Origin of the sequence: Streptomyces sp. NPDC090741, assembly GCF_044769045.1 — a bacterium.
Lineage (GTDB): Bacteria > Actinomycetota > Actinomycetes > Streptomycetales > Streptomycetaceae > Streptomyces.
The window spans coordinates 698,285-721,375 of sequence record NZ_JBIVXF010000002.1 but is presented as its reverse complement, the minus strand read 5'-3'; the positions used below and the strand labels follow the sequence as shown (position 1 = coordinate 721,375).

Genomic DNA, 23,091 nt, shown 5'->3' with positions numbered 1-23,091 from the left:
GAGAGGTGTACGGCGTACACCTGAGCCATACGGTAGGTGTACGCCGTACACTCGTCAAGCCGGGAACCGACGACGAAGGAGCCGATCGACATGACCCGCCGACCGGAGGCCGCGCCCCGGGCGCCGCTGAGCAGGGACCGGGTGCTGCGCGCCGCCGTCGAGCTTGCCGACGGCACCGGGATCGAGGCGCTGAGCATGCGCAGGCTCGCCCAGGAGCTGGGCGTGGTGCCGATGGCGCTCTACAAGCACGTCGCCAACAAGGAACAGCTCCTGGACGGCATGGTGGAGGCCGTCGTGGGCGAGATCGATCCCCCGGCCCGCGGATCCGACTGGCAGGGCGCGGTGCGGCAGCGGATCCTCTCGGCGCGCGCGGCCCTGCTGGGGCACCCCTGGGCGGCCCAGGTGATCCGCTCGCGCACCGGGCCGACCCCGGCCGTGCTCGCGTACCTGGACTCCGTGATCGGCGTGTTCCGCGCCGGGGGCTTCTCGGTCGATCTCACCCATCACGTGATGCACGCGCTGGGCAGCCGCGTCCTGGGGTTCACCCAGGAGGTGTTCGACGCCGCCCCGGACCCGGATCCGGCGGGGCGGGCGGCCATGCCGCCGGAGGCCGCGGCGGCCTACCCCCATGTGGCGGAACTGGCCGGGGCCGCGGCCCACGACGGGGAATCCGTCGTGGGCGGGGGCTGCGACGACCAGTTCGAGTTCGAGTTCGCGCTGGACCTGCTCCTGGACGGCTTCGAACGCCTCCGCCGGCAGGGCTGGACGTCAGGCGCCCGGCGAGCCGGGGGTGGCCTGATCGCGTAGGCTCGGCCAATGGCCAAGTACTTCGACGTGCACCCCGAGAACCCCCAGCAGCGCACCATCGGCAGTGTCGCTGACAGCATCCGCTCCGGCGCGCTCGTCGCGTACCCGACGGACTCCTGCTACGCGCTGGGCTGCCAGCTCGGCAACCGTGACGGCCTCGCCCGGATCCGGTCCATCCGCAACCTCGACGACCGGCACCACTTCACCCTGGTGTGCCAGGACTTCGCCCAGCTGGGCCAGTTCGTGCAGATCGACAACGACGTGTTCCGCGCGATCAAGGCGTCCACGCCCGGCAGTTACACCTTCATCCTTCCCGCGACGAAGGAAGTGCCGCGCCAGCTGCTGCACCCCAAGAAGAAGACGGTCGGCGTACGCATCCCCGACCACGCGGTGACGCAGGCCCTGCTCGCCGAGCTCGGTGAGCCGCTGCTGTCCAGCACCCTGCTCCTGCCCGACGAGCCGGAGCCGCTGACGCAGGGCTGGGAGATCAAGGAGCGGCTCGACTACCTCGTGGACATCGTGGTCGACTCCGGCGACTGCGGGACCGAGCCGACCACCGTCATCGACTTCTCCGGCGGCGAGACCGAGATCGTACGGCGCGGGGCGGGCGACACCACGCGGTTCGAGTGACGCAGCCCCGCCCGTCCGCCGAGTGATGCAGGTCTGCGTCACCCGGCGGGCGGGGGCGGACCGGCCGGCCGGGGCTCACCTCCGCGGCGGACCAGACCGTACGCCCAGCGCTCGTTCAGACCGGCGAGGAAGCCGACACCGCCCCAGAAGAACCAGGCCTTGATCAGGGCCTGGTGCCCGGCCACGGACAGCGGCACCGGTCCGCACATGTCCTCGGGGGCGGCCGGCGGGGCGAGCAGGGTGAGGATGCCACCGTTGATGAGCAGGAAGAGCGAGCTGGCCAGGAACCAGCCGACCACCACCCGGTACCAGCCCTCCTGACGCATCATGCGGGCGAGCTGCACCGGGTCCGCGGGGATGTCGGCGGGCGCGGAGCGGCCGGGAGCCGGCTGGATCAGCTGGTAGGCGTCGCGCAGCCGGATGATCACGCTGAAGACCGCGCCCATCGCCCCGCCCGCGAAGCAGACCAGCGAGTCCATCAGGATCAGCTCTTCGGGGCAGCCGATGGCGCTGTCGAACAGGGGCGGCACGAACCGGCCGGCGAACAGGGCCAGTACGAGCACCACGGGGCTGAGGCCGATGCCGAAGGCAAGGCCCGTGTTGAGCCCGCGCCCGCCGGCGAGCGCCGCATCGGCCGCGAGCCGCTGGGAGGCGGCATCGGCCTCGGCCTTGAGCCGGTCGGTTCCGGATCCGGTTCCGGTTCCGGTTCCGGTTCCGGTTCCCGACGGTCGCCCGGCTGGGCCGGCCGCGCTCTCGCGGATGCCCGCGCGTACGGCCGCTTCCAGGGCCCGGCCCACGGCCTCACCCGTGCGCTGCTCGAACGCACGCTGCGCGGCGGTGTGGAGCCGTTCGACCCGGGCCAGCTGCAGCGGCTCCCCGTCCCGCAGCCGCTGCAGGCCGGGAGCTTCCTCGGCGAGGCCGAGGGCCTCGGCCATCGTCCGCGGCTCGACCGGGCCGACGGCGCCGAACAGCCAGGCTCCGATCGCGCCGGTCCGGCCCGTATGCCGCTCGCTCATCCGCATCCCCCTTGATTCCAGGGGAAGTTGTACCGGCACACCGGTCCCGGCGGAACCCCCGGCCCGTGGCCTCGCACGGGCCGGTGCCCGCCGGGGGGCGTGCGCACAGCGGAATCAGCAGGTCAGCAGGTCAGCAGCCGAAGTTGACGCGGCGGAACGAGGCGTAGTGGTCGGAGGTGTAATAGTCCTCTTCCCACTGCTGTCCGGTGATGATCCGGCGCGCCCCGCGGGTCGGCGAGCCCGGGGTGATGACGGTGTACTCGTGGTAGTAGCCGCTGCCGTGGATCGGCAGCAGCCGCTCCCGGTTCTGGAAGACGACGCCGTCCTGGGAGTACGGGAACGGGCCGCCCTGGTCGATGAGGTCGAGGGTGTCGTGCCCCTGCGAAGGCAGCGCCGAGTAGCAGATGCTGCCGACCGATGCCGCGGCGGCGGCCGCGGCGGAGACGGGGGCGGACGCGGGAGCGGGGGCCGCCGAGGCGGCCGGTCCGGTGAGGAGTGCGCCGGCGACTGCTGCGGCGCCGACGAGGGTCACGAAGCGTGGGGGGATTCTCATGCGGCCCATGATGACGCGCGTAGAGCGGTGGCCGTCAACGCCAACTGCACTGAGTTTCCCGCCTGTTCACCGGCCATGGTCGGCGCGTGGCACGAACGTCGGCGCCACGTAAGGCGGACGCAACCTGAGGGCCGCGCGGCGCCGATGGCAGGATGACCGGCAGTCGACCGAGAGAGGTGCCGCACCATGGCCGTCGTCCACCGGACCACGATGACCCCGGGCAAGCTGGAGCTGCTCGCTTCCTGGCTACCCACTCGGTCCTGGTACCAGGACCCCGGTGCGGGGAGCTCCCCGCAGCCGGCCAGAGCCGGGGGCTTCCGGCTCGACGACCCGCGGGGCGAGGTCGGGATCGAGTTCATGGCGGTCTCCGACGGTGCGGGAGACCGGCCGGTCACGTACCACGTGCCCCTCACGTACCGCGGGGCACCGCTGGACGGGGCCGAGCACGCCCTCATCGGCACCTCCGAGCACGGGGTGCTGGGTCGCCGCTGGATCTACGACGGGACCCACGACCCCGTTCTGGTCGAGCGGTTGTACGCGCTCGTACGCGGCGAGGCGGAACCGCAGGCGCAGAGCGAGAGCGACCAGCCCGACCCGTCCGTCACGGGCTGGTACGCGGAGACCGGCCACCCGGGTCCGGTCGCGGTCCTCGGCGTGTCCGACGGGCCGGAGACGACCGACGTGCCCGTGCAGACCCCGGACGGGAAGCTGACGCTCTGCGTGCAGCGCGTCCTGCGGCCCGCACCGGCGCAGGACGACTCCGGCGAGCAGCGGCCGCTGGGGCACGTCACCGCGGAGTGGACGCTGCCGGACGGCACGAAGGCGCGCGGCCGGTACGCCGTCGTCCGCGCGTAGGCAGGGCGGAGGCAGGGCGCGGGCCGGGCGGAGGCGCGCGGGCGGCGCGGACCGGGAGCTGCGCGCATCATGGGAGGTGAGGAAGGCTCCTTTCGCCCGGCAGAGGAGGGCGCGGATGAGTGCCCAGCGCTACGAGCTGGTGTTTTCCGAGGACGCGGACACGAGCGAGGACGTCGTCGTGGTGAGCGCCACCGGCCAGGCCGGACCGGGCGGCCACCCGGTCTACGCGGACGCGTCCGGCATCGTCCGTGCGGAGATCAGCGACCAGGAAGAGGTGCGCATCCTGGCCTCCGGCGGCGGCCAGGACCCGGCCCGCGTGGTCCGGATCCGGCCGCTGCCCTGAGCGCGGCCCGAACGCGCCCGGCACGCACCCTGAACACACCGTTGCTCCGTCCGAGTTCACTTGCGTGCCCGTTCGGTCGCACTGCCCGAGCGCATGATCATCATTTAGCCGCGCAATCGTTTTGATGCTCCCAACGGGCCGTGGGCGAGCTGGGAAGGCTGCGTGGCGATGTCATCGACGCACCGTGCACAAAAGGAACGACGGGTACGACGGGCCCTGGGGGCACCGGGGACCAGGACGTGGAGCGTGGTGGCCGCCGTGACCGGCGCCGCCCTCGTCGTCGCCGCGGCACCGGGCCGGGTTCCCGAGCAGGATGCCGCCGGACGGCCGGCCAGCGGCCCGGACGCCGCCGTGACCCTGCTCGTGGGCCGGGCCCTGGACCAGGGGGACGGCGGGATCGCCGCGCGGTGCGCGCTGGAGGCGTTCCGGGACGGCTTGTGCACCGGCTGGCGGCAGCAGCGGGTACGGGCCACCTCCCGGGGAGCGGGGTCGGTCCTGCGCGGGCCGGCGTCCCGTGAGGCCGGCGGGGCGGGTCGTACGGTCGTCCTCCCCACGAACTCCGGCGGTCCGCTGGAGATCGCGCTCGCCGAGGCGGGGCAGCTCACCGATGTCACCGTCCACGACGGGCACGGGCGCTACGTGGGCGGCGAACTCGCCCCCAGGAGCCGCCACTGGACCAACACCGAGCCGCTGCGGGCCGGCGAGCTCTACACCGTCCAGGTCGGCGCCCAGGACGCGGCGGGGACTCCGGTCGGCGTCACCATGGCGTTCCGGACCGCGCCGCCCCCGGACGAGGGCCGGCTCACGGTGGAGTTCGGGCCGCGGCCCGGCACGTACGGCGCGGGGCAGATCGTGACGGCCGCCCTGAGCCGGCCGGTTCCCGCCGCCGACCGGACGGCCCGGGCCCGGGTGGAACGGGCGCTCCAGGTCACCTCGGAGCCGGCCGTCGAGGGCGGCTGGCACTGGGTGGACGATTCGACGCTGCACTACCGGCCGCGTACGTACTGGCCGGCGCACGCCGAGGTACACGTGACGAGCGGTCTCGACGGGGTCGAGGTGGGCGACCACGACTACGGCGGCCCCTCCGACTCCACGGAGTTCACCATCGGGGACCGGATCGAGGCGGTCACCGACGCCGAGGCGCACGAGATGACCGTACGCCGCAACGGCAAGGTGATCCGGACGATCCCGGTCACCACCGGCAAGGCGGGGTTCCGGACCCGCAGCGGCATCAAGGTCGTGCTGGGCAAGGAGTACCAGGTCCGGATGCGCGGGGACTCCGTCGGCATCAAGCGCGGCACGAGCGAGTTCTACGACCTGCCGGTCTTCTACGCGACGCGGGTGACGTGGAGCGGCGAGTACGTGCACGCCGCACCCTGGTCGGTCGCGTCGCAGGGCGAGGAGAACGTGAGCCACGGCTGTACGGGCATGAGCACGGCGGAGGCCGCCTGGTTCTTCCAGACCGTACGGGAGGGGGACGTCGTGCAGGTGGTGAACAGCGAAGGGGAGCCGATGGCTCCGTTCGAGAACGGCTTCGGCGACTGGAACCTGGACTGGCGGGCCTGGCAGGCCGGCAGTGCCCTCGCCTCCTCCGACGCCACCGTCCCGGCGGCCGTCCTCCCGGCGGTGTCCCCCCACACCGCGACCCGGCTGCGCCCCCTGACGTGAGCGACGCGCAACGCGCCTGAGCGCCGTACCCGGCGGATCCGCCGGGTACGGCGCTCAGGCGGCTACGGCGCTCGGGCGGGTACGGCGCTCGGGCGGCTACGGCACCCGGGCGGTCAGGGACTATCTGGGCGTGGGGCAGACCTGCCAGGCGAGGTGGTAGAGCGTGCTCACGCTCGCGTCCGTGGAGTCCATGGCCATGAAGCTCGTGGCGGTCTGCGGATTGGACGTGCCCGCATTCACGCGCAGCTCCGTATTGATGTTGAAGTTTCGTTTCTCTCCGCACGGAGCCCAGACCAGATCCGCGTACTCGGTCTTGTCGCTCGCCTGCCAGTTGTCGTTGTGCGGCCCGTTGAACTGGTGGGTGCGCTGGGTCGTCTGCGGCATTCCCTGGAAGTAGTAGTTCGCCCGCTCCTGACCCCACGCACCGGGCTGGAGGAATGCGAATCCGCGGTAATCCGCCTGGACGATCGCATAGGTGAATCCCGAAGGAACGTGGACGCGGAGATTGAGCTGGCAGTTCTTGCGGAATGCCGTGGGCGGCGCGCCGGGCCCCACCTGCGCGAGGTATTCACTGTACGTGACCGTGAAGGCGGTGTTGTCGGGTGCGACGGCCACCTCGGCGGTGCCTTCGCGGCAGCCGGATCCGTTCACGGTGGCGAGTTCGATCACGATCTTGTCGGGCGGAGCGGTGATCTGCGGGGTGTGGCCGGCGGCCCCGGCGGAGGTCGCCGCCGTGGCGATCAGCACGGCCGCCGCGGCACCGGTGAGCAGGGTACGAGACAGGGAATGAGACATCGTTGTCACTCCTGATCATCGATCGGTGTTTCCTGCGCTCGCGCCACGTCAGGCCGCCGCCGGGCATTCCTTCCACTCGAAGTGGTAGACCGTGCTCACGCTGCCGTCCGTCGAGTCCATGCTCATGAAGCTCAGGGCCTGCGGGTTCGACGTCCCCGCGTAGACCCGCAGTTCGCTGTTGACGTTGAGGTTGCGCTGCTCGCCGCAGGGCGCGAAGACCAGGTCCTGGTACTCGGTCTGGTCGCTCGCCTGCCAGTTGTCGGAGTACGGGCCGCCGAACTGGTGGGTCGTACGGGCCGTCTGCGGCATGCCCTGGAAGTAGTAGTTCGCGCGCTGCTGGCCGTAGGCCCCGCGCTGGAGGTGGGCGAAGCCGCGGTAGTCGGCGCGGGCGATGGCGTACGTGAACCCCTGCGGTACGTGGACCTGGAGGGCGAGCTGGCAGTTCTTGCGGAACTCGGTGCCGCCGGAGCCTGCGCCGGCCTGGGCCAGGTAGTTGCTGTACGTGACGCTGAACGAGGTGTTGTCGGAGGCCGCGGTGACGCCCGCGGTCCCCTGCGGGCATCCCGATCCGTTGACGCCGACCACCTCGACGGTGATTCTGCCGGGCGGCGTGTCCACGGTATCGGCCTGCGCGGGAACGGTCAGGGCGGATAACGCCGCGACCGCCGCGCCGACGGTGAATCTGCGGAGCAACATCGTCGTTTCTCCATTCATGGGTCCGGCACAACCGGAACCGGAACCGACTCTCATTTCGGCATGCACATGCCACCACAGTGGGCGCGCGCCGGGAAGGACGCGAAACGGCCAATACCTCGGTTCCGCACCGCCCTGGCCGAATTCGGGCACGACGGGACCGGATACGAGGCTTTGGGTGTGGGGAGGGCACGGATGGGCAGGCGCCGGGTATGGCTCTCCGGCACCCGGCGGAACGCGCCGACGAGGGGCGCGCCGCCCGCTTCGAGAAGCTGGCCGAGCTCGCCTCCAATTTCACGAGTTCCGCCGTCTTCTCCGTACTGTGCGTGCTCTTGGTGGCCGGTTTCGTGGCCGTACACCTGGCAGGGCTGTCCACGGAGTGGCAGCACCTCGCGGGCGACGCCATGGCTGCGGTGTCCCTGCTGCTGCTGGCCTTGCTGAAGAACTCCGAGCGCCGCGCCGAGCACGCGATCCAGCGCAAACTCGACGCGATCGCCGCGGCGCTGCTGGAGCAGCAGGAGGACGAGGAAGGCCAGGAAGGCCAGGAAGGCCAGGGCCGGGGCAAGGACGCGGCGGGCAAGGCCCACGAGGATCTGGAGTCCGCCATCCGGATGGAAGAGCGGCTGTAGGACAGGCGCCTACGCCTGCAGGGCCACCGCCAGCAGCAGGGCGGCCATGCCCACGGCCAGCCAGGCCAGGTAGTCCCCGACCAGCCCCGAATGCAGGCGGCGCAGCGGCAGGACCGCGACGGTGGCCGCCCTGCGCGGGCCCGCGCCGCCCGGCCACCACAGCGCGGCCCCGGCCAACACGCACGCCAGGGCCGCCGAGGCCAGGCCGAGCACCGCGCCCGCCGCGGTCCACTCCGTCGGGACGGCTTCCGCGGCCGCACCGCCGCCCGCAGTCCCGCCGCCGCCCGCGGCGGCCGCGTAGCCGGCCCGGTCCGAGAAGAGCGCCGCGCCGTGGCCGAGACTCTCCGCGACCGCCGGAACCGTGCCGACGAGCAGCCCCAGGAAGAGCAGTACGGCCGGAACCACGACCATGGGCGGGTGCGGTGCCTTCCGCGGCTCCCGGACCTCCGGCTCCTCCCCCTCCCCACTGGTCTCGGCATCCGCGGGCGCCGGGCTCGGGGGCCGTCCCGCGCCCCGGAAGATCCGGGCGGCCGCGCGCAGCAGCGCGCCGCCGGTCACCGCCGAGGTCAGGAGGAACACCGGCAGCAGCACGGTCCCCGCCGCCTCCTCTCCGAGCGCCTTGCCCAGGCCCGCGCCGAACGGCGGGAGACCGGCCAGGACCAAGGCGCCGAGGGCGAACAACAGGCCCACGGCCCGCAGGGCGCGCGCCTTGCCGTGGAGGCCGCGCTCGTCCACCGATCCGTACTGGTCGAGCAGGACCCCGCACAGTCCGAAGAGCGCCGCCTTCGCGCAGCCGTGGCCGGCCACGTACACGGCCGTGGCGGCGGTGCCCGCCGGGGTGAGGAGGGCGACGCCGACGAGGAACAGCCCCACGTGGCTGATGGTGGAGAAGGCCAGCATCCGCTTCAGGTGCCGCTGCGGCCAGCACATGAGGGCGCCGAGCAGTGCGGTGACGACGCCGACCGCGACGAAGGTGGTCCGGAAGGCGGTGTGCGGGATCCCGCCGGGCCCCGAGAACACCGCCCAGTACACGCGGGCGGCCCCGTACACACCCAGCTCGACCATGACCCCGGACATCAGCATGCAGACCGGGGTCGGCGCGACGGTATGGGCATCGGGGAGCCAGAAGTGGAACGGCGCGGCCGCCGCCTTCACCAGGAACGCGGTGACGACGAGGACGAAGGCGACGACCGTCAGGGCGTCGGTGGGCTGCCCGGCGAGCCGCTCCCCGAGGCGGGCCAGGTTGAGCTCGCCGGTACGGGCGTACAGCAAGGCGATGCCGAGGAGGGCGCCGTACGCGGCGAAGGACGTGACGATCCCGAAGGTGAGGGCGCCCTGGAGCGGCCGCGGGTCCTCGATGCGGTAGCCGGTCAGCGCGAACGCGGCGACGCTCATGAGCTCGAAGAACACGAAGGCGTTGAACAGGTCGGCCGTCAGCGCGAAGCCGACCATGCCCGCCTCGAAGAGCAGGATCAGCGCGGGGAAGACCCCGGCCCGGTCCCCGGCCGGTTCGTCGAAGTAGCGCCACGAGTAGACGATCACGGCGAGGACGAGCGTCGAGGCCAGCAGGGCGAGTCCGTTCCCGAGCGGGTCGGCGAGCAGGACGATCCCGATGTCCGCCGGGTGCCCGCCGATCCGGACGCCTTCCGCGAACCCCGCCCCGGCTCCTGCCGCGTCCGCGGTGTGCGGCCACAGGGCGGCCAGGCACCCCAGGTCGGCCGCCGCGGTCGCGGTGGCGAGGAGGTCGCAGCCGAGCCGGGGCAGCCACCGTCCGGCCACGGCCAGCAGGACGGCACCGATCAGCGGGATCGCCACGGCCAGCGGCAGAAGCGTCTCGGCGTCCGCCACGGCCTCAGCCCTTGAGCGCGGTGAGCGCCTGGGGGTCGACCGTTCCGTGGCGCTTGCGCAGTTGGATGGTGAGGGCGAGCAGGAGGGCGGTCACGGTGGCGCCGACCACGATGTCCGTGAGGGTCAGTGCCTGGACGACGGGATCGACGACGGGCCGGCTGCCGGGTACGAGGTCTCCGTACACGGGGGCGGTGGCCCCGCGGCGGTACCCGACGCCCAGCAGCATCAGGTAGGTGGACGACTGGGCGACGGCGAGACAGCCGATGGCGTGGATCAGGTTGCGGCTGGTCACCAGGCCGTACAGGGCGATCAGCAGCACCCATCCGGCGGCCAGGAAGGGCAGGGCAGCCATCATGTGTCCTCCTCCGGGACCTCGTCGTCCTCGTGGATCTCGACGGCCTGGTCGAGGAAATGGGCGAGCAGCACGATCAGGCCCGAGCCCACCTCGACGCCGACGGCCGCGTTGAAGAGCGGGACCATGCCGCCCGAGGTGATCTGGTTGAACGCGCCGAAGGGCAGGACGTTCTCCAGGAACGCACCGCCGGCCGCGAGGCCCACCAGGCCCAGAGCCGTGAACGACACCGCCCCCAGCGCGTCGGTGACATCGAGGGCGGCGAGTGGCCGGACCCGTTCCAGGACCCGGTAGTCGGCGGCGAGATAGGCCAGGTGGAGGGCGGTGGCGAGGACGACCCCGCCCTGGAAGCCGCCGCCGGGAGTGAGCTGCCCGTGCGCCACCAGGTACACGCCCACGACGAGGGCGACGGGCAGCAGGACCGTCCCGAACAGCCGGGTGGTGGGCAGGGCCCGCTCGGTCCTGGGCGCTGCCTTGCGCTCGTCACGGGCGAGGCGCAGCAGCAGGGTCGACGCGAGGACGGTGACGAAGAGGATCGACTCCTCACCGAGGGTGTCGAGGGCCCGGAGGTCGAAGTTGATCGAGGACACCACGTTGGCGGTGTGGTGGGCCAGCGCGGCGGCCACCGCACGGTCCCCGTACGGGTGGTGGCCGGTGCCGAAGGCGGGAAGCCGCGGGCAGGCGGCGGTGAAGAAGCCCGCGAACACAGCGGCGGCGCAGCCGAGGAGGACCAGCCGGGTCCGGTCCTTCACGGGCGCTCCTGCGGGCCGCGCCGCGCGTGTCGGGGGCCGGGTTCCTCGGCGGGCCTGCGGCGGACCTTGCGCGCCGCGAGCAGGATCAGCAGCGGTGTCAGTGCCGTGCCGACCGCGAGCTGTGAAAGCGCCACGTCGGGGGCCTGGAGTACGAGGAAAAGGAGGGTCAGTGCGAGCCCGAGCACCGCGAGGGCCGCGGCCTGCCGCACGGGCTCCCGGCACAGGACGGCCAGGGTCGCGGCCGCCACGACGAGCAGCAGGGCGACGGCGATCAGGGCGTCATCCACGGCGGCCCCGGCCCTCCTCGTCCGCGGTGGCGCTGCCGACGGCGATGAGGGTCACGGTCCCGCCGACGGCGAGCAGCAGCCCGATCGCCAGGGTCTTCCCGGCTGCCCGCCCGGCGCCCTGCTCCAGGGCCACCGCGCAGGCGATCAGCGGTACGCCGAGCCCGTTGGCCGGGGCCAGCGCGTGCAGCCGCCCCAGGCTTCCGCGTCCGCTCAGGAGCAGCAGCGCTGCCACCGCCGCGAGCAGGCAGGCGACGCCCAGCCAGAGCAGGACCGCCGCCACCGCGTGCACGCCGGCCACTTCAGCCGTCCTCGCCGGACGGGCCGGAGTCGGCTCCGGCGAAGCGGGTGAAGACCAGCACCCCGGCCGGGGAGAGCACCGCGAACACGAGGGCGAGGTCCTGGTACGACGAGCGGCCGTACGCCATGGGCAGCAGCAGGAGGACGGCGCCGGTCACCGTGCCCGCCAGACAGAGGCCCGCCAGCCGCCCGACGGCGCTGCCGCGGGAGGCCGCCCACAGGCAGGCCGGCCAGGCGGCGGCGAGCAGGACCAGCGCGGCCGCCGACCAGGCGTGCGCCGGGACGGCACTCACCGCGCACCGTCCCGGCGGGCCACCGCGCGTTCCGGCCCGCTGCCCGGCGCCGCTCCGAAGCTGTGGACGACGGCCTCCGCGCGCCCGTCCGGCAGGTCGATCACGCATGTGTCGGCGGACCATCCGAGCACCACCCCCGCCCAGCCCGGATCCGCCCCGTCGCGCAGCGGGATCCGCCGGATCCGGCCCGCTGCCGGTTCCGATGCCCGGTCCGATCCCGGTCCCCGTCCCGTCACGACGCCCGTCAGTACGGCGAGGCCCCGGACGGCGGCGAGCGGCAGCCCCGCAACCGCCCGCAGCGCCCCGGCGGTTCCGCGTACCCGCACGTCCGCCGCCCGCCGCATGACCCGTACGACCACGGCCGCACCGGCCGCCGCGACACCGGCCACCAGGAGTTCCACGGGGCTCAGGGAGCTGATCAACAGCACCGTCACCCCCATCAGCACCGCCCACCACACGAGGATCTCGACCGCCGCGCCGCGCACCTGTCTCCCCTTCCCTGGGCCGCAGACACAGATTCTCGGCACCGGTCCGCCGTCCGCCCTCCAGCGCGGCGCCCGGCACGGGAGATGCCACCCGTCCGGCGCAAGCACATGGAGGGCGTGCGCGTCAAGGCGCGAGGCGGCGGGAGGGAGGCCGCGATAGGCTCGTACGGGGCGCAGGAGAGGGATGATGCGGATGTGTCGCTGGCTCGCCTACTCCGGTTCGCCGATGCTGCTCGACGCGGTTCTCTATCAGCCGGAACACTCGCTGATCGATCAGAGCCTCCACGCCCGGATGGGTGTCGAGTCGACGAACGGCGACGGTTTCGGCATCGGCTGGTACAGCGCCGACGGTGACGGCACTCCGGCGATCTTCCGGGACATCGGACCGGCCTGGAACAACCGCAACCTTCGGGAACTGGCCGCGCACGTCCGCTCGACGCTGTTCTTCGCCCATGTCCGCGCCTCCACCGGCTCGGCGATTCAGCAGACGAACTGCCACCCGTTCCGGCACGGCCGCTGGCTGTGGATGCACAACGGCGCCATCACCGACTTCCACCGCCTCCAGCGCGATCTGTGCATGGCTGTCGACCCCGCGCTGTTCCCCTGCATCGAGGGCTCCACGGATTCCGAGGTGATGTTCTACCTGGCCGTCACCTACGGCCTCGACCAGGACCCCCCTGGCGCGGTCGCCCGGATGACGGGCCTCGTGGAGCGCGTCGGCAAGGAGCACGGCGTCGCCGACCCGATGCAGATGACGATCGCCGTCAGCGACGGAGAGCGCGTCTGGGCCTTCCGCTACTCCAGCGCGGGCACGTCGCGTTCCCTGTTCTACAGCAGCAGGGCCGATACCGTGCGGCAGCTGTACCCGGAGCTGCCGTTCCTGCGGGAGGTGTCGGACGCGACGCGGCTGGTGGTCTCCGAACCGCTCGGCGACCTCCCGGGGGTGTGGAACGAGCTCCCCGAGGCCAGCTACGCGGTCCTCCCCTCCGCGGCCACGGAGGACTACCTCCCCTTCATCCCCGAGCTCCCCTGAGCTCACGGACCGCCACCGCGCAGGGTCCCGGAGTCAGCAGATGCGGGGCAGCTGTTCTCCGATCGGCAGGTCGACCACGCGGGTGCCACCGAGGCCGGTGCGGGCCACCACCAGGCCGGGGTGGGCCTCGACCGCCTCGCCGATCACCGTGGCGTCGCGGCCCAGCGGGTGCGCGCGCATCGCGTCGAGGACGGCTTCGGCGTGCTGTCGGGGTACGAACGCGACCAGCTTGCCCTCGTTGGCCACGTAGAACGGGTCGAGGCCGAGGATCGCGCAGGCGTTGCCGACGGCTTCCGGGACGGGCACCCGGCCCTCGTGGATGACGACCCCCGTGCGCGAGGCGGCCGCGATCTCGTTCAGGGCGGCTGCCAGCCCGCCGCGCGTGGGGTCGCGCAGGACGTGCAGGTCGGGGGTGACCGCGAGCATGGCCTGGACGAGCCCGCCCAGCGGCGCGCAGTCGCTCTTGACGTCCACCCCGAATTCGAGGCCTTCGCGGACGCTCATGATGGCCACGCCGTGCAGGCCGATCTCCCCGCTGACGATGACGACATCGCCCGGTACGACGCGCTGCGGGCGCAGGTCCACCCCGTCGGGGATGAGCCCGATGCCGGCGGTGTTGAGGTAGATGCCGTCGCCGTGGCCGGCCTCCACGACCTTGGTGTCGCCGGTGGCCACCTCGACGCCCGCGGCCCGCGCGGCCGCGCCGAGGTCCTCGGAGACCCGGGCCACCACGGAGATCTCGACGCCCTCTTCGAGGATGAACCCGCACGAGAGGTAGGCGGCGCGGGCGCCGCTCATGGCCAGGTCGTTGACCGTGCCGTTGACGGCGAGGTCGCCGATGCTGCCGCCGGGGAAGAACAGCGGCCGCACCACGTACGAATCGGTCGAGAAGGCGAGGCGGGCCCCGCCCAGGGTGACCGCGGCGGAGTCACCGAGCCGGGCGAGCACCTCGCCGCCGAAGGCGGGTGCGAAGACGTGCTCGACGAGCTCGGCGGAGAGAGCCCCGCCGCCTCCGTGACCCATCACCACGCGGGGGCGGTCCCGCAGCGGGGCCGGACACGTCCAGCCCGTGACGTCGAGTACGGCTTCGGACAGGGCTTCAGACAACGGGGCTCGCCTCCAGCGGTGCGGTCCGGGCGGCCGGCGCGAGATCGAGGCGCCGGTAGAGGTAGTACGCGGCGCACGCGCCCTCGCTGGAGACCATCGTGGCGCCGAGCGGGGTGCGCGGTGTGCAGGTGGTGCCGAACGCCTCGCACTCGTGCGGCTTGATCAGGCCCTGGAGGACCTCGCCGCTGCGGCACTCGGCGGGTTCCTGCGTGGCGATGCCGGTCACCGAGAATCGGTGCTCGGCGTCGTAGTCGCGGTAGCGGGCGGACAGCCGCCAGCCGCTGTGGGGGATGACGCCGATGCCGCGCCAGGCGCGGTCGGTGACCTCGAAGACGTCCTCCAGCATCGCGAGGGCGGCCGGGTTCCCCTCCGGGCGCACGGCGCGCGCGTAGGCGTTGTCGACGGTGTGCTCGCCCCGCTCCAGCTGCCCTACCGCCCGGCGTACGCCTTCGAGGATGTCCAGCGGCTCGAACCCGGTGACCACGATGGGGACCCGGTGGCGCGCGGCCAGCTCCGGGTACTCCCCCATGCCCATCACACTGCACACGTGTCCGGCGGCGAGGAAGCCCTGGACCCGGCAGCTCGGGGAGGTCATGATCGCCTCGATGGCCGGGGGAACCCGGACGTGGGAGACGAGCAGACTGAAGTTGGGGATGCCGAGCTTCTTCGCCTGATAGACCGTCATGGCATTGGGGGGCGCGGTGGTTTCGAAGCCGATGCCGAAGAACACCACCTCGCGCGTGGGGTTCTGCTGCGCGATCCGCAGGGCGTCGAGCGGGGAGTACACCACCCGTACGTCGCCGCCCTCGCTGCGCACCTGGAACAGGTCGCGGCCGGATCCGGGCACGCGGAGCATGTCGCCGAACGAGCAGAAGATGACCTCGGGGCGGGAGGCGATCTCCAGCGCCTTGTCGATGACCTCCAGCGGGGTCACGCACACCGGACAGCCCGGCCCGTGGATCAACTCCACCTGTTCAGGCAACAGTTGGTCGATCCCGTGTCGGATGATCGTGTGCGTCTGGCCGCCGCAGACCTCCATCAGCGCCCAGGGGCGGGTGACGGTGGAGTGGATGTCGTCGAGCAGGCGGCGCGCCAGCTCGGGGTCCTGGAATTCGTCGAGGTACTTCACTGCTGCTGCGCCTCCTGCTCCGCGATGTCTTCCGTGAAGGGCCAGTCCGCCGCGCCCGACTCGGCCGCCGCCCGCTCCCAGGGGTCGCCGAACTCCTCCTGGAGCATGCCGAGTTGCGCGAAGAGTTCGAGGGTCTGGCGGGCCGACTCCTCGTCGAGCCGCTGCAGCGCGAAGCCGACGTGGACGATGGCGTACTCGCCGACCTGGAGGTCCGGCAGGTACTCCAGGCACACCTCCTTGACCACACCGCCGAAATCGACGGTCGCCATGCGGGTGCCGTCCTTCTCCCCGATGTCAAGCACTCTGCCGGGTACCGCCAGGCACATGGCCCTCTCCTTGCTGTGGGTGTTGCGGGGTGCAGGCCGCCACCATCAGCTGGCCGAGGGCCAGCCCCCCGTCGTTAGGCGGGACGCGGTGGTGGCGCAGGACGGTGAAGCCGCGCTCGCGCAGGAGGCGGGCGCAGGCGGTGGAGAGCACGGTGTTGGCGAAGACCCCGCCGGTCAGGGCGACGGTGTCGAGCCCGTGCCGCTCGCGCGCGAGGGCGGCCAGCGTGCCCACGAGTTCGGCGACGGCCACGTGGAAGCGGGCGGCGATCAGGGCCTTGGGCGTGCCCGCCCGTACGTCGGCCACGACTGCCGCCAGTACGGGGGCGGGGTCGGCCGTTACCGGGCTCTCGCCGCAGTGTTCTCCCTGGTGCAGCGCGAAGGCGTACCCGCCGTCCGCCTGCGTCCCGGACCCCGTGAGCGCCGCGCCCTCCAGCTCGATGGCGGCCTGGGCCTCGTACCCGGCGTGGTGGCAGACGCCCGCCAGGGAGGAGACGGCATCGAAGAGCCGGCCCATGCTGGATGTCGGCACGCAGTGCAGGTCGCGCTCCAACTGGCGTCGCAGCAGCCGTAGTTCTTCGGGCGGGCAGGCCGCCGTGCAGGGCAGGTCGGGGTCCCAGCCGAGCCCGGCGGCGCGCAGATGGGACAGGGCCATGCGGTACGGCCGGTGCACGGCGGCGTCGCCGCCCGGCAGCGGGACGTAGGCGAGGTGCGCGAACCGGGTGTAGCCGGCGTAGTCCGCCAGCAGCACCTCCCCGCCCCACACCGCCCCGTCGTCGCCGTATCCGGTGCCGTCGAACGCGATGCCGATCACCTTGCGGGTGCCGCCCTGGCCGTGTTCGGCCATCGCGGACGCGATGTGTGCGTGGTGGTGCTGGACTCCGAGGACCGGGCGGGCGCCGGCCCGGCCGCGGACCAAGCGGCCCGAGCGGTAGCCGGGGTGCCGGTCCACGGCGAGCAGCCCGGGCGCGACGCCGGTGATGGACTCCAGCTGCTGCTCGGCGCGTTCGAAGGCGTACTGCGTGGCCAGGTCGTCCATGTCGCCGATGTGCGCCGACAGCCAGGCCTTGCGGCCCTCGCCGAGGCAGAAGGCGTTCTTGAGGTCGCCCCCGGCGGCGAGCGTGGCGGGGACGGACAGCGGCAGCGCCAGCGGCAGTGGGGCGTGGCCGCGGGAGCGGCGCAGGGTCAGCGCCTCGCCGTCGCAGACGCGCACCACGGAGTCGTCGCAGGGGACGTGGATGGGCCGGTCGTGGGTGAGCCAGGCGTCGGCGAGCCGGGCGAGCCGGTCCAGGGCCTCGGTGTCGTCGGTGACGATGGGCTCGCCCGACAGGTTGCCGCTGGTCATGACGAGCAGCCGGGGACCGGGCGGGTCGCCGGGGAGCCCGAGCAGCAGATGGTGCACGGGGGTGTAGGGGAGCATCACGCCCAGGTCGGGGCTGCCCGGGGCGACGGCGTCGGCGACGAGCTCCTGCGCGTCGGCTCCGGGGCGGCGGCGCAGCAGGACGATGGGCCGGACGGGCCCGGTGAGCAGGTCCCGTTCGGCCGGGCCGAGGTGGACGAGGTGCTCGATGTCGGCGGGTTCGCGGGCCATCAGGGCGAACGGCTTGTCCCCGCGGGCCTTGCGGCGCCGCAGTTCGGCGACGGCTCCGGCGTGCGCGGCGTCGCAGGCGAGGTGGTAGCCGCCGAGGCCCTTGACCGCGAGGATCGCCCCGTCGGCCAGCAGCCGGCGGGCCTCGGCCACGGGGTCGGCGGCGGCCTCGCGCGGCGGCGATCCGGCGAGGAGGCGCAGCCGGGGCCCGCAGGCGGGGCAGGCCACCGGCTGGGCGTGGAAGCGCCGGTCGGCGGGGTCGGCGTACTCGCGGGCGCAGTCGGGGCACATCGGGAAGCGGGCCATGGTGGTGTGCGCCCGGTCGTACGGCACTCCGGTGACGATGGTGAAGCGGGGTCCGCAGTGCGTGCAGGTGATGAAGGGGTGCCGGTGGCGCCGGTCGGCCGGATCGGCCAGCTCCGCGAGGCAGTCCGCGCACGTGGCCACGTCCGGGGAGACGAGGGTACGGGCGGGGCCGCCGGAGCGGGAGGCGACGATGGTGAAGCCCGCGCCGCCGGATACGGGGACCTCGTGGTGGTCGACGGCGTCGACGACCGCCAGCGGTGGGGCGTCGGCCGCGAGCCGCTCGCAGAAGGCCGATACGGCCGCCGGCGCGCCTTCGACCTCGGCGACGACCCCCTCGGGGGTGTTGGTGACGTGCCCGGCGAGGCCGAGTCCGGTCGCGCGGGTGTACACGTACGGCCGGAAGCCGACGCCCTGCACCACTCCGCGCACGATGACCCGGCGGCGCTCCACGGCTTCCATCAGCGGGTCGGCACCACGCCGGAGTGCGGGTGCGTGTGCCGCGAACCGGGGCCGTGGTCGTGACCCGGGCCGCGCCCGGGGCCGTGCTCGTGGGCATGCCCGGGGCCGTGCTCGTGGGCGTGGCCGGGAACGTGCTCGTGGGCGTGGCCGGGAACGTGGTCGTGGCCCTCGGCGTGGTGATGGTGGTGTGCGGGGGGCTGCTGGGCCATGACCGGGGCGTGCACCGCGCCGCCGGCGCCGACCGCCAGCGCCCGGTCGAGCAGGATGCCCGCGCCCTCGCCGCCGCGGGCCGAGGTCAGCACCACCTCCACCCCTGGGTTGACCTGCTGGACGTGCGCGCGGAAGGCGGGCTCGTCGAATTCCACGGCCTGCGCGATGTCCGTCTTCGTCACCACGACGAGCTGGGCCAGCCCGAAGGCCGTCGGGTACTTGAGCGGTTTGTCCTCGCCCTCCGTCACCGAGGCCAGGACGACGCGCAGCGACTCGCCGAGGTCGTACGAGGCGGGGCAGACGAGGTTGCCGACGTTCTCCACGAACAGCAGCCGGGTGTCCTCGGGCAGCCAGCCGTCGAGGTGCCGTCCCAGCATGGCGGCTTCGAGGTGGCAGAGCCCGTCGGTGAGCACCTGCTTGACGGGAACACCCGAACGCGCCAACCGCAGCGCGTCGTTCTCGGTGGCGAGGTCGGCGGTGAGGGCGGCGACCGGCACGCCCCGCTCGCGCGCCAGGCCGAGTTCCCGCTCCAGCAGGGCGGTCTTCCCGCTGCCCGGGCTGGAGAGCAGGTTGACCACCGTGGTGCCGCGGGCGGTGAGTTCGGCGCGCAGGGTGTGCGCGGCCGAGTCGTTCTTGGCGAGGACCGCCTGCTTCAGGTCGACCACACGGCACATGGTTCAGCGCTCCTCGGAGATCGGTTCGCGGGTGGGGGCGGGAGCGGTGGTCCGGACGCGGTCGGGGCCGGGGCCTTCCTCCCAGTGCACGCTGAGGATCTGCAGCTCGCGCCCGGTGAGGAGTTCGACGTCCGCCGCCTGCCCGCAGCCGGGGCAGACCAGCCGGGGCGGCATGCCGACCGCCCAGTCGCCCGTACAGGAACGGCAGTGCGCGCGGGCGGCGACCGACTCCGTCACGAGCTCGGCGCCTTCGAGGAGCGTTCCGGCGCAGGCCAGTTCGAAGCAGAAGGCGAGGGCGTCGGGCACCACCCCGGCCAGCTCTCCGACCTGGAGCCGGACCGAGGTGACGGCGGTCGCGCCGCCGGCCTCGGCGGCTTCCTCCACCTGGCCCACCACGGCCATGGCGATCGACATCTCGTGCATGGGACTCCGTCCTGCCAGGCCTCATTAGACCGGCCGGCGCCGTACGGGGCGCTCGGGCACGCCGACGCGCCGACGCCCCGTACGCCATTCGGGCGCCGGGGCGGTCGCACGTCAGGGATCGCGGGGATCGCAGGTCACGGGTCACATGCGGCGGATCCTCAGATAGCGCTGGATGTCGGGGAGCACCACGCTCAGTGCGCAGGCGAGGACGGCGACGGCCGCGCCGCCGATGATGGCCTTCTTCATGGGTTCTCCTCAGTTGGCGGTGGCGTTGCGCTCGTGGTCGAGCAGTTCCTCGTCCGGGCGGAGGACCAGGTCCAGGACCATCCGTACGGCCTCCGGGACCGCTGCGGCCACCGGCGCGCTCAGGCCGATGCCCTCCTCCAGACAGCCGGGTTCGCAGCCGACGACCCAGATCCGCCGGGGCGGCGCGCTGCCGGTTCCGGCGCACAGGGTGTCCAGCAGGGCGAGCACCGCGTCGGGCGACATCTGGTGCCCGTCGAGTACGGGGCCCTGCGGGGCGAGGGAGCCGGGCTCGGCGGCCTCGATCAGGTACAGGGTGCCGGGGGCTCCGCCGCGGGCGGTGGCGTCCACCAGGACGAGCGTGTCGTAGCCGTCGAGGAGCTGGTAGGCGAGGTGGACGCCGCGTACGCCGATGTCCACCAGCTCGACGTGCTCGGGCAGCGCGTGCCCGGGCCCGGCCAGCATCCGGACGGTCTCGACGCCGAAGCCGTCGTCGCCGAGGAAGACGTTGCCGATGCCGGCGATCAGGACGCGGCCGCTCACGCGCCCTCCAGCGGGGCGACCTCGTCGGGCTGGAAGTAGAGGAACCGGCCCTGTTCGCGCCGGATGTCGGCGCCCGGGTCCCCTTCGACGGTGACGGCGAGGTGCACTCCGCCGTCCACGTCGTGGAGGACGGCCTCGACCTGGGCCGTGGCCCCCTGGAGGAACAGGTCCTGGGCGTCCGTGCGCCGCAGGCCCGGGCGCAGGACCACCCGGCTGCCGGGTCCCACCGAGGACCCGTCGATCAGGATCCGGTCGCGGGCCGGATCGGCGGGATCCGCGTGCGCCGGGTCCCACCAGGGGGTGTCCGGCTTGAACACGGCGTCCTCGTCGAAGAGTTCGGCGAACGACTCGGGGGTGGGCGCACCGGGGTCGGTGATCTCGCGCAGTGCCCGGACCGCGCCGTGCAGGCGTTCCAGCACCTCGGGCGGCATGGTCTCGGCCAGGTCGATGACGGCGGCCGCGCGGGCGTCGGTGCCGCGCGCCTCCCGCTTCTCCTGGTCGGTCAGGGCCGCCGTGCGCAGGGCGAGGATCTCGTCGATCTCGGTGGCGTCGTACATGGCCCCGATGGACTCGGGCGCGATGCCGGGGTGGTCCTCCAGGATGATCGGCGAGGACAGCACGACATCGCTGCTGCCCGGTTCGCCGGCGAGGACGGGCCAGGTGTGCCGGTTGGCGCAGGTCGCGACGGAGGCCTTGGCCCACTCGGGCGGGTCGGTCATCGAGAGGAAGGAACCGGCGCTGAGGCCCATCAGGAGGTGGGCCGCGACCAGCGAGCGGGGCAGCACGACATCGCGATCGGCGCCGGCGGCGCCTTCGGCGTCCGGCGTCCAGTCGCTCGTGTTCTCGACCACCACCGTGAGCCTGAACGCCCGGTACGGGACGTCCAGTTGCTCCACGCGCAGCCGCAGCACCCCGTCGGCGCGCTCGGTGCGCCGGACCAGGCGGCCCACCTCCCGGCCGTCGGCGTCGAGGACGGGTTCGGTCTCCTCGCGGGCGGGCCGGACGAAGGGCAGGCAGACCTCGCCCTCCTCCAGCTCTGCGACGGGTACGGTCATTTCGACCCGTTCCTCGGTTCCCTCGTCCCACGGGACCAGGACCCGGTCGGGCAGGTGCAGTTCGGGAACTGCCGCGAACGAGCCGTCCGCGCCGGCCTCTTCGACCGTACGCCGCTGCGCGTGCAGGAAGCGCAGCTCGACGGCGAGGGTGGCCGCGCCGCGCGGTTCCATGACCACCTCGGTGCGCTGGAACGAGTGCTCGCCGTGCGCGGGGCCCCATGCGGGCGGGACCAGGACGCCGAACTGCCAGCGCAGCCGGTTCTTCGCCGCCGAAGCCCGGTACGGGTAGAGGACGTAACCCTCGAAGAGGACGGCGTCGGCCACCTGCCGGGCGACGGCGAAGCGCGATTCGGGCAGGGCCGTCGTGGTCATGGCGCGGTCCTCTCGGCGGCCCGCGGCAGTACGGCGCCGGCCCAGGCGGGGTCCGGGGGCGGCGGCTCGGCGGTCGACGCCGCGTCCAGCAGGGTCCGTACGGTCGCCTCCCAGGAGGCGAGCGCGTGGCGGGAGCGGTAGGCGAGCAGGTCCGCCATGGTGTCGCGGGGCAGCCGCAGCCAGCCGCAGCCGGGGAAGTGCTGTTCGACCATCTCCCGCCACACCTCGGCGGGCATCCGGAACGGGGCTTCCCGGTCCCAGGGAACGGGCTCGACCTGGAAGCCCCCGGCGCCGGTGAAGGCCGTTCCGGAGAACAGCATCAGCAGCGGTGCCTCGCCGTCCTCCAGGGCGCTGAGGTAGCGGCCGGAGGCGATGTCCATGTCGTACGAGCACGGCACGACCACGTCGGTCTCGGTCTCCCCGGTGAAACTGGGGACCATCACCGAGACCTGGGCGAACTGAAGGGGCTGGAGGGTGGTCCCCCAGCGGGCCCGTTCGCCGAACAGGTCGTGGAGCGCGGCGGCTTCGCCGGTGCCGTAGCCGCGCTTGGCCGGCTCGATGCGGATCTGGCAGCGCAGCGCGAGCGCGTGGACGCGCTTGTCGGCGGCGGTGGTGATGCGCAGCCGGAAGACCAGGGTGGGGCCGGCCGCGTACGGGTCGGCGCGCACCCCGGTGCAGGTGAAGGCGAAGTCGGTCACGGCCGCCCCTCCCCCGCCCCGGCCGGGACCTTGGCCCTGCGCTCCACCTGCGCGAAGAAGGCGTTCAGCGCGGCGCGGGCCTCGGCCCCGCCGTCGAATCCCTGCCACAGCAGCCGCATCCGCCCCACCAGCTCGTAGCAGATGTCGATGGGGACGAGGTAGCACTCGGTGCGGCCCTCGATCCGGCGCAGCAGCAGCGCCTCCACGTCGGGTTCGAGCAGCGCGGCGAGCGCCCCGCCGCCCAGTACGTCCTGCCAGGTGGCCGGGTCCAGTTCGCTCTCGGTGGCTCCGGCCGGGCTCGGGTAGAGCGCGACCAGCCGGTCGAGGGCGGCGTTGCGGAAGAAGAAGGCGACGCCGACCGGGATCTGGAGCTGCTCCCAGGCGCCCTCGCCGAGCCGGTGTTCGGGGTCGGTGAGGTAGCGGTCGGGTACGGCGCGGAAGCCTCCGGTGGCGGCGCCGGGCCGGTCGAACAGGAGGGAGCAGGCGGTGCAGGCGCAGACCAGCGCCCGCTTCTCGACCTCCACCAAGTGGCGGTGGCCGTCCTCGGAGACCGCCACCGCGCACAGTTCGCAGCGCTCGGGCCGGGGCGGCCGGGGCCCCGTGAACCGGCGCAGGCCGCGCGCGG

At 73.2% G+C, this 23,091-nt stretch carries 29 protein-coding genes; 7 read left to right on the top strand and 22 right to left on the bottom strand.

Annotated features, from left to right (window positions below; all coding sequences use genetic code 11):
- The first annotated feature begins 90 nt into the window (after window positions 1-90).
- Window positions 91-807 (top strand): TetR/AcrR family transcriptional regulator C-terminal domain-containing protein, encoded by a 717-nt coding sequence (locus ACIQU4_RS08365; RefSeq protein ID WP_403727308.1) that lies wholly within the window; start codon window positions 91-93, stop codon window positions 805-807.
- 9 nt (window positions 808-816) lie between these two features.
- Window positions 817-1,437: an L-threonylcarbamoyladenylate synthase gene (locus tag ACIQU4_RS08360; protein WP_403727306.1), complete on the top strand. Its 621-nt coding sequence runs from the start codon at window positions 817-819 to the stop codon at window positions 1,435-1,437.
- A 38-nt stretch (window positions 1,438-1,475) separates the two neighbouring features.
- Here the strand turns inward: ACIQU4_RS08360 and ACIQU4_RS08355 are convergent, their stop codons facing one another.
- On the bottom strand, window positions 1,476-2,453 hold the full coding sequence (locus ACIQU4_RS08355) for a hypothetical protein (RefSeq protein WP_403727305.1): 978 nt from the start codon (window positions 2,451-2,453) through the stop codon (window positions 1,476-1,478).
- Between the two features lie 130 nt (window positions 2,454-2,583).
- Entirely contained in the window at window positions 2,584-3,006 is a 423-nt protein-coding gene (locus ACIQU4_RS08350) for a ribonuclease domain-containing protein (protein WP_403727303.1), read from the bottom strand.
- A 186-nt stretch (window positions 3,007-3,192) separates the two neighbouring features.
- On the opposite strand from ACIQU4_RS08350, the gene ACIQU4_RS08345 reads away from it, so the two are divergent.
- The 3 genes from ACIQU4_RS08345 to ACIQU4_RS08335 all read left to right on the top strand — a co-directional run bounded on the left by ACIQU4_RS08345 (window position 3,193) and on the right by ACIQU4_RS08335 (window position 5,872).
- The gene (locus ACIQU4_RS08345) at window positions 3,193-3,861 is read left to right on the top strand and encodes a 1,4-alpha-glucan branching protein (protein ID WP_403727301.1); all 669 of its coding nucleotides are present in this window, start codon (window positions 3,193-3,195) and stop codon (window positions 3,859-3,861) included.
- Between the two features lie 115 nt (window positions 3,862-3,976).
- The gene (locus ACIQU4_RS08340; RefSeq protein WP_385575028.1) at window positions 3,977-4,204 is read left to right on the top strand and encodes a DUF6296 family protein; all 228 of its coding nucleotides are present in this window, start codon (window positions 3,977-3,979) and stop codon (window positions 4,202-4,204) included.
- 246 nt (window positions 4,205-4,450) lie between these two features.
- Window positions 4,451-5,872 (top strand): Ig-like domain-containing protein, encoded by a 1,422-nt coding sequence (locus tag ACIQU4_RS08335; protein ID WP_403727300.1) that lies wholly within the window; start codon window positions 4,451-4,453, stop codon window positions 5,870-5,872.
- 120 nt (window positions 5,873-5,992) lie between these two features.
- On the opposite strand, the gene ACIQU4_RS08330 is transcribed toward ACIQU4_RS08335, so the two are convergent.
- Both ACIQU4_RS08330 and ACIQU4_RS08325 read right to left on the bottom strand, forming a co-directional pair.
- Entirely contained in the window at window positions 5,993-6,667 is a 675-nt protein-coding gene (locus ACIQU4_RS08330; protein WP_403727298.1) for a DUF4360 domain-containing protein, read from the bottom strand.
- A 48-nt stretch (window positions 6,668-6,715) separates the two neighbouring features.
- On the bottom strand, window positions 6,716-7,363 hold the full coding sequence (locus ACIQU4_RS08325) for a DUF4360 domain-containing protein (RefSeq protein ID WP_403727296.1): 648 nt from the start codon (window positions 7,361-7,363) through the stop codon (window positions 6,716-6,718).
- A gap of 209 nt (window positions 7,364-7,572) precedes the next feature.
- On the opposite strand from ACIQU4_RS08325, the gene ACIQU4_RS08320 reads away from it, so the two are divergent.
- Window positions 7,573-7,989 carry a hypothetical protein gene (locus ACIQU4_RS08320; protein WP_403727294.1) on the top strand — a complete coding sequence of 139 codons (417 nt, stop codon included), beginning with the start codon at window positions 7,573-7,575 and terminating at the stop codon, window positions 7,987-7,989.
- 9 nt (window positions 7,990-7,998) lie between these two features.
- On the opposite strand, the gene ACIQU4_RS08315 is transcribed toward ACIQU4_RS08320, so the two are convergent.
- From ACIQU4_RS08315 to ACIQU4_RS08285, 7 genes are read right to left on the bottom strand one after another with little or no spacing between them, the layout of a single operon-like run.
- A complete protein-coding gene (locus tag ACIQU4_RS08315) occupies window positions 7,999-9,837 on the bottom strand; it encodes a complex I subunit 5 family protein (protein ID WP_403727292.1) in 1,839 nt (612 codons plus the stop codon).
- Between the two features lie 4 nt (window positions 9,838-9,841).
- Window positions 9,842-10,189 (bottom strand): sodium:proton antiporter, encoded by a 348-nt coding sequence (locus ACIQU4_RS08310; RefSeq protein WP_053693555.1) that lies wholly within the window; start codon window positions 10,187-10,189, stop codon window positions 9,842-9,844.
- Window positions 10,189-10,941 carry an MnhB domain-containing protein gene (locus tag ACIQU4_RS08305; protein ID WP_403727290.1) on the bottom strand — a complete coding sequence of 251 codons (753 nt, stop codon included), beginning with the start codon at window positions 10,939-10,941 and terminating at the stop codon, window positions 10,189-10,191. The genes ACIQU4_RS08310 and ACIQU4_RS08305 overlap by 1 nt, the downstream gene beginning before the upstream one ends.
- On the bottom strand, window positions 10,938-11,228 hold the full coding sequence (locus ACIQU4_RS08300; RefSeq protein ID WP_403727288.1) for a Na(+)/H(+) antiporter subunit B: 291 nt from the start codon (window positions 11,226-11,228) through the stop codon (window positions 10,938-10,940). Before ACIQU4_RS08300 ends, ACIQU4_RS08305 begins: the two co-directional genes overlap by 4 nt.
- The gene (locus ACIQU4_RS08295) at window positions 11,221-11,526 is read right to left on the bottom strand and encodes a monovalent cation/H(+) antiporter subunit G (RefSeq protein ID WP_403727286.1); all 306 of its coding nucleotides are present in this window, start codon (window positions 11,524-11,526) and stop codon (window positions 11,221-11,223) included. Before ACIQU4_RS08295 ends, ACIQU4_RS08300 begins: the two co-directional genes overlap by 8 nt.
- Before the next feature lies 1 nt (window position 11,527).
- Window positions 11,528-11,818, bottom strand: coding sequence for a monovalent cation/H+ antiporter complex subunit F (locus ACIQU4_RS08290; protein ID WP_403727284.1), 291 nt, complete (start codon window positions 11,816-11,818; stop codon window positions 11,528-11,530).
- Window positions 11,815-12,303, bottom strand: coding sequence for a hypothetical protein (locus ACIQU4_RS08285; protein WP_403727282.1), 489 nt, complete (start codon window positions 12,301-12,303; stop codon window positions 11,815-11,817). The genes ACIQU4_RS08290 and ACIQU4_RS08285 overlap by 4 nt, the downstream gene beginning before the upstream one ends.
- 193 nt (window positions 12,304-12,496) lie before the next feature.
- Here ACIQU4_RS08285 and ACIQU4_RS08280 point away from each other — a divergent pair, with 193 nt between their 5' ends.
- On the top strand, window positions 12,497-13,336 hold the full coding sequence (locus ACIQU4_RS08280) for a class II glutamine amidotransferase (protein ID WP_403727741.1): 840 nt from the start codon (window positions 12,497-12,499) through the stop codon (window positions 13,334-13,336).
- 33 nt (window positions 13,337-13,369) lie between these two features.
- On the opposite strand, the gene hypE is transcribed toward ACIQU4_RS08280, so the two are convergent.
- The 11 genes from hypE to ACIQU4_RS08225 form a co-directional block, all read right to left on the bottom strand.
- Complete coding sequence (gene hypE / locus ACIQU4_RS08275) at window positions 13,370-14,359, bottom strand: hydrogenase expression/formation protein HypE (RefSeq protein ID WP_403727739.1); 990 nt, start codon at window positions 14,357-14,359, stop codon at window positions 13,370-13,372.
- 76 nt (window positions 14,360-14,435) lie between these two features.
- Window positions 14,436-15,572: a hydrogenase formation protein HypD gene (gene hypD, locus ACIQU4_RS08270; protein ID WP_403727280.1), complete on the bottom strand. Its 1,137-nt coding sequence runs from the start codon at window positions 15,570-15,572 to the stop codon at window positions 14,436-14,438.
- Entirely contained in the window at window positions 15,569-15,898 is a 330-nt protein-coding gene (gene hypC / locus ACIQU4_RS08265; RefSeq protein ID WP_387286790.1) for a HypC/HybG/HupF family hydrogenase formation chaperone, read from the bottom strand. Before hypC ends, hypD begins: the two co-directional genes overlap by 4 nt.
- Window positions 15,867-18,248, bottom strand: coding sequence for a carbamoyltransferase HypF (gene hypF / locus ACIQU4_RS08260; RefSeq protein WP_403727278.1), 2,382 nt, complete (start codon window positions 18,246-18,248; stop codon window positions 15,867-15,869). The genes hypC and hypF overlap by 32 nt, the downstream gene beginning before the upstream one ends.
- A complete protein-coding gene (gene hypB, locus ACIQU4_RS08255) occupies window positions 18,248-19,132 on the bottom strand; it encodes a hydrogenase nickel incorporation protein HypB (RefSeq protein ID WP_403727276.1) in 885 nt (294 codons plus the stop codon). Before hypB ends, hypF begins: the two co-directional genes overlap by 1 nt.
- A 3-nt stretch (window positions 19,133-19,135) precedes the next feature.
- Window positions 19,136-19,555 carry a hydrogenase maturation nickel metallochaperone HypA gene (locus ACIQU4_RS08250; protein ID WP_403727275.1) on the bottom strand — a complete coding sequence of 140 codons (420 nt, stop codon included), beginning with the start codon at window positions 19,553-19,555 and terminating at the stop codon, window positions 19,136-19,138.
- A 141-nt stretch (window positions 19,556-19,696) separates the two neighbouring features.
- Window positions 19,697-19,801 (bottom strand): DUF6893 family small protein, encoded by a 105-nt coding sequence (locus tag ACIQU4_RS08245; protein ID WP_385575052.1) that lies wholly within the window; start codon window positions 19,799-19,801, stop codon window positions 19,697-19,699.
- A gap of 9 nt (window positions 19,802-19,810) precedes the next feature.
- The gene (locus ACIQU4_RS08240) at window positions 19,811-20,341 is read right to left on the bottom strand and encodes a hydrogenase maturation protease (RefSeq protein WP_403727273.1); all 531 of its coding nucleotides are present in this window, start codon (window positions 20,339-20,341) and stop codon (window positions 19,811-19,813) included.
- Complete coding sequence (locus ACIQU4_RS08235; protein ID WP_403727271.1) at window positions 20,338-21,768, bottom strand: hypothetical protein; 1,431 nt, start codon at window positions 21,766-21,768, stop codon at window positions 20,338-20,340. Before ACIQU4_RS08235 ends, ACIQU4_RS08240 begins: the two co-directional genes overlap by 4 nt.
- On the bottom strand, window positions 21,765-22,466 hold the full coding sequence (locus ACIQU4_RS08230) for a DUF6084 family protein (protein ID WP_403727269.1): 702 nt from the start codon (window positions 22,464-22,466) through the stop codon (window positions 21,765-21,767). Before ACIQU4_RS08230 ends, ACIQU4_RS08235 begins: the two co-directional genes overlap by 4 nt.
- Window positions 22,463-23,080 (bottom strand): DUF5947 family protein, encoded by a 618-nt coding sequence (locus ACIQU4_RS08225; RefSeq protein ID WP_403727737.1) that lies wholly within the window; start codon window positions 23,078-23,080, stop codon window positions 22,463-22,465. Before ACIQU4_RS08225 ends, ACIQU4_RS08230 begins: the two co-directional genes overlap by 4 nt.
- Window positions 23,081-23,091: the final 11 nt, after the last annotated feature.

What these genes read in the sequence shown, in the direction of transcription:
- ACIQU4_RS08365 (WP_403727308.1), top strand. Translation starts at nt 91, where the DNA reads ATGACCCGCCGACCGGAGGCCGCGCCCCGGGCGCCGCTGAGCAGGGAC.
- ACIQU4_RS08360 (WP_403727306.1), top strand. Translation starts at nt 817, where the DNA reads ATGGCCAAGTACTTCGACGTGCACCCCGAGAACCCCCAGCAGCGCACC.
- ACIQU4_RS08355 (WP_403727305.1), bottom strand. Translation starts at nt 2,453, where the DNA reads ATGAGCGAGCGGCATACGGGCCGGACCGGCGCGATCGGAGCCTGGCTG.
- ACIQU4_RS08350 (WP_403727303.1), bottom strand. Translation starts at nt 3,006, where the DNA reads ATGAGAATCCCCCCACGCTTCGTGACCCTCGTCGGCGCCGCAGCAGTC.
- ACIQU4_RS08345 (WP_403727301.1), top strand. Translation starts at nt 3,193, where the DNA reads ATGGCCGTCGTCCACCGGACCACGATGACCCCGGGCAAGCTGGAGCTG.
- ACIQU4_RS08340 (WP_385575028.1), top strand. Translation starts at nt 3,977, where the DNA reads ATGAGTGCCCAGCGCTACGAGCTGGTGTTTTCCGAGGACGCGGACACG.
- ACIQU4_RS08330 (WP_403727298.1), bottom strand. Translation starts at nt 6,667, where the DNA reads ATGTCTCATTCCCTGTCTCGTACCCTGCTCACCGGTGCCGCGGCGGCC.
- ACIQU4_RS08325 (WP_403727296.1), bottom strand. Translation starts at nt 7,363, where the DNA reads ATGTTGCTCCGCAGATTCACCGTCGGCGCGGCGGTCGCGGCGTTATCC.
- ACIQU4_RS08320 (WP_403727294.1), top strand. Translation starts at nt 7,573, where the DNA reads ATGGCTCTCCGGCACCCGGCGGAACGCGCCGACGAGGGGCGCGCCGCC.
- ACIQU4_RS08310 (WP_053693555.1), bottom strand. Translation starts at nt 10,189, where the DNA reads ATGGCTGCCCTGCCCTTCCTGGCCGCCGGATGGGTGCTGCTGATCGCC.
- ACIQU4_RS08280 (WP_403727741.1), top strand. Translation starts at nt 12,497, where the DNA reads ATGTGTCGCTGGCTCGCCTACTCCGGTTCGCCGATGCTGCTCGACGCG.
- hypE (WP_403727739.1), bottom strand. Translation starts at nt 14,359, where the DNA reads ATGGGTCACGGAGGCGGCGGGGCTCTCTCCGCCGAGCTCGTCGAGCAC.
- hypC (WP_387286790.1), bottom strand. Translation starts at nt 15,898, where the DNA reads ATGTGCCTGGCGGTACCCGGCAGAGTGCTTGACATCGGGGAGAAGGAC.
- hypF (WP_403727278.1), bottom strand. Translation starts at nt 18,248, where the DNA reads ATGGAAGCCGTGGAGCGCCGCCGGGTCATCGTGCGCGGAGTGGTGCAG.
- hypB (WP_403727276.1), bottom strand. Translation starts at nt 19,132, where the DNA reads ATGTGCCGTGTGGTCGACCTGAAGCAGGCGGTCCTCGCCAAGAACGAC.
- ACIQU4_RS08250 (WP_403727275.1), bottom strand. Translation starts at nt 19,555, where the DNA reads ATGCACGAGATGTCGATCGCCATGGCCGTGGTGGGCCAGGTGGAGGAA.
- ACIQU4_RS08245 (WP_385575052.1), bottom strand. Translation starts at nt 19,801, where the DNA reads ATGAAGAAGGCCATCATCGGCGGCGCGGCCGTCGCCGTCCTCGCCTGC.
- ACIQU4_RS08235 (WP_403727271.1), bottom strand. Translation starts at nt 21,768, where the DNA reads ATGACCACGACGGCCCTGCCCGAATCGCGCTTCGCCGTCGCCCGGCAG.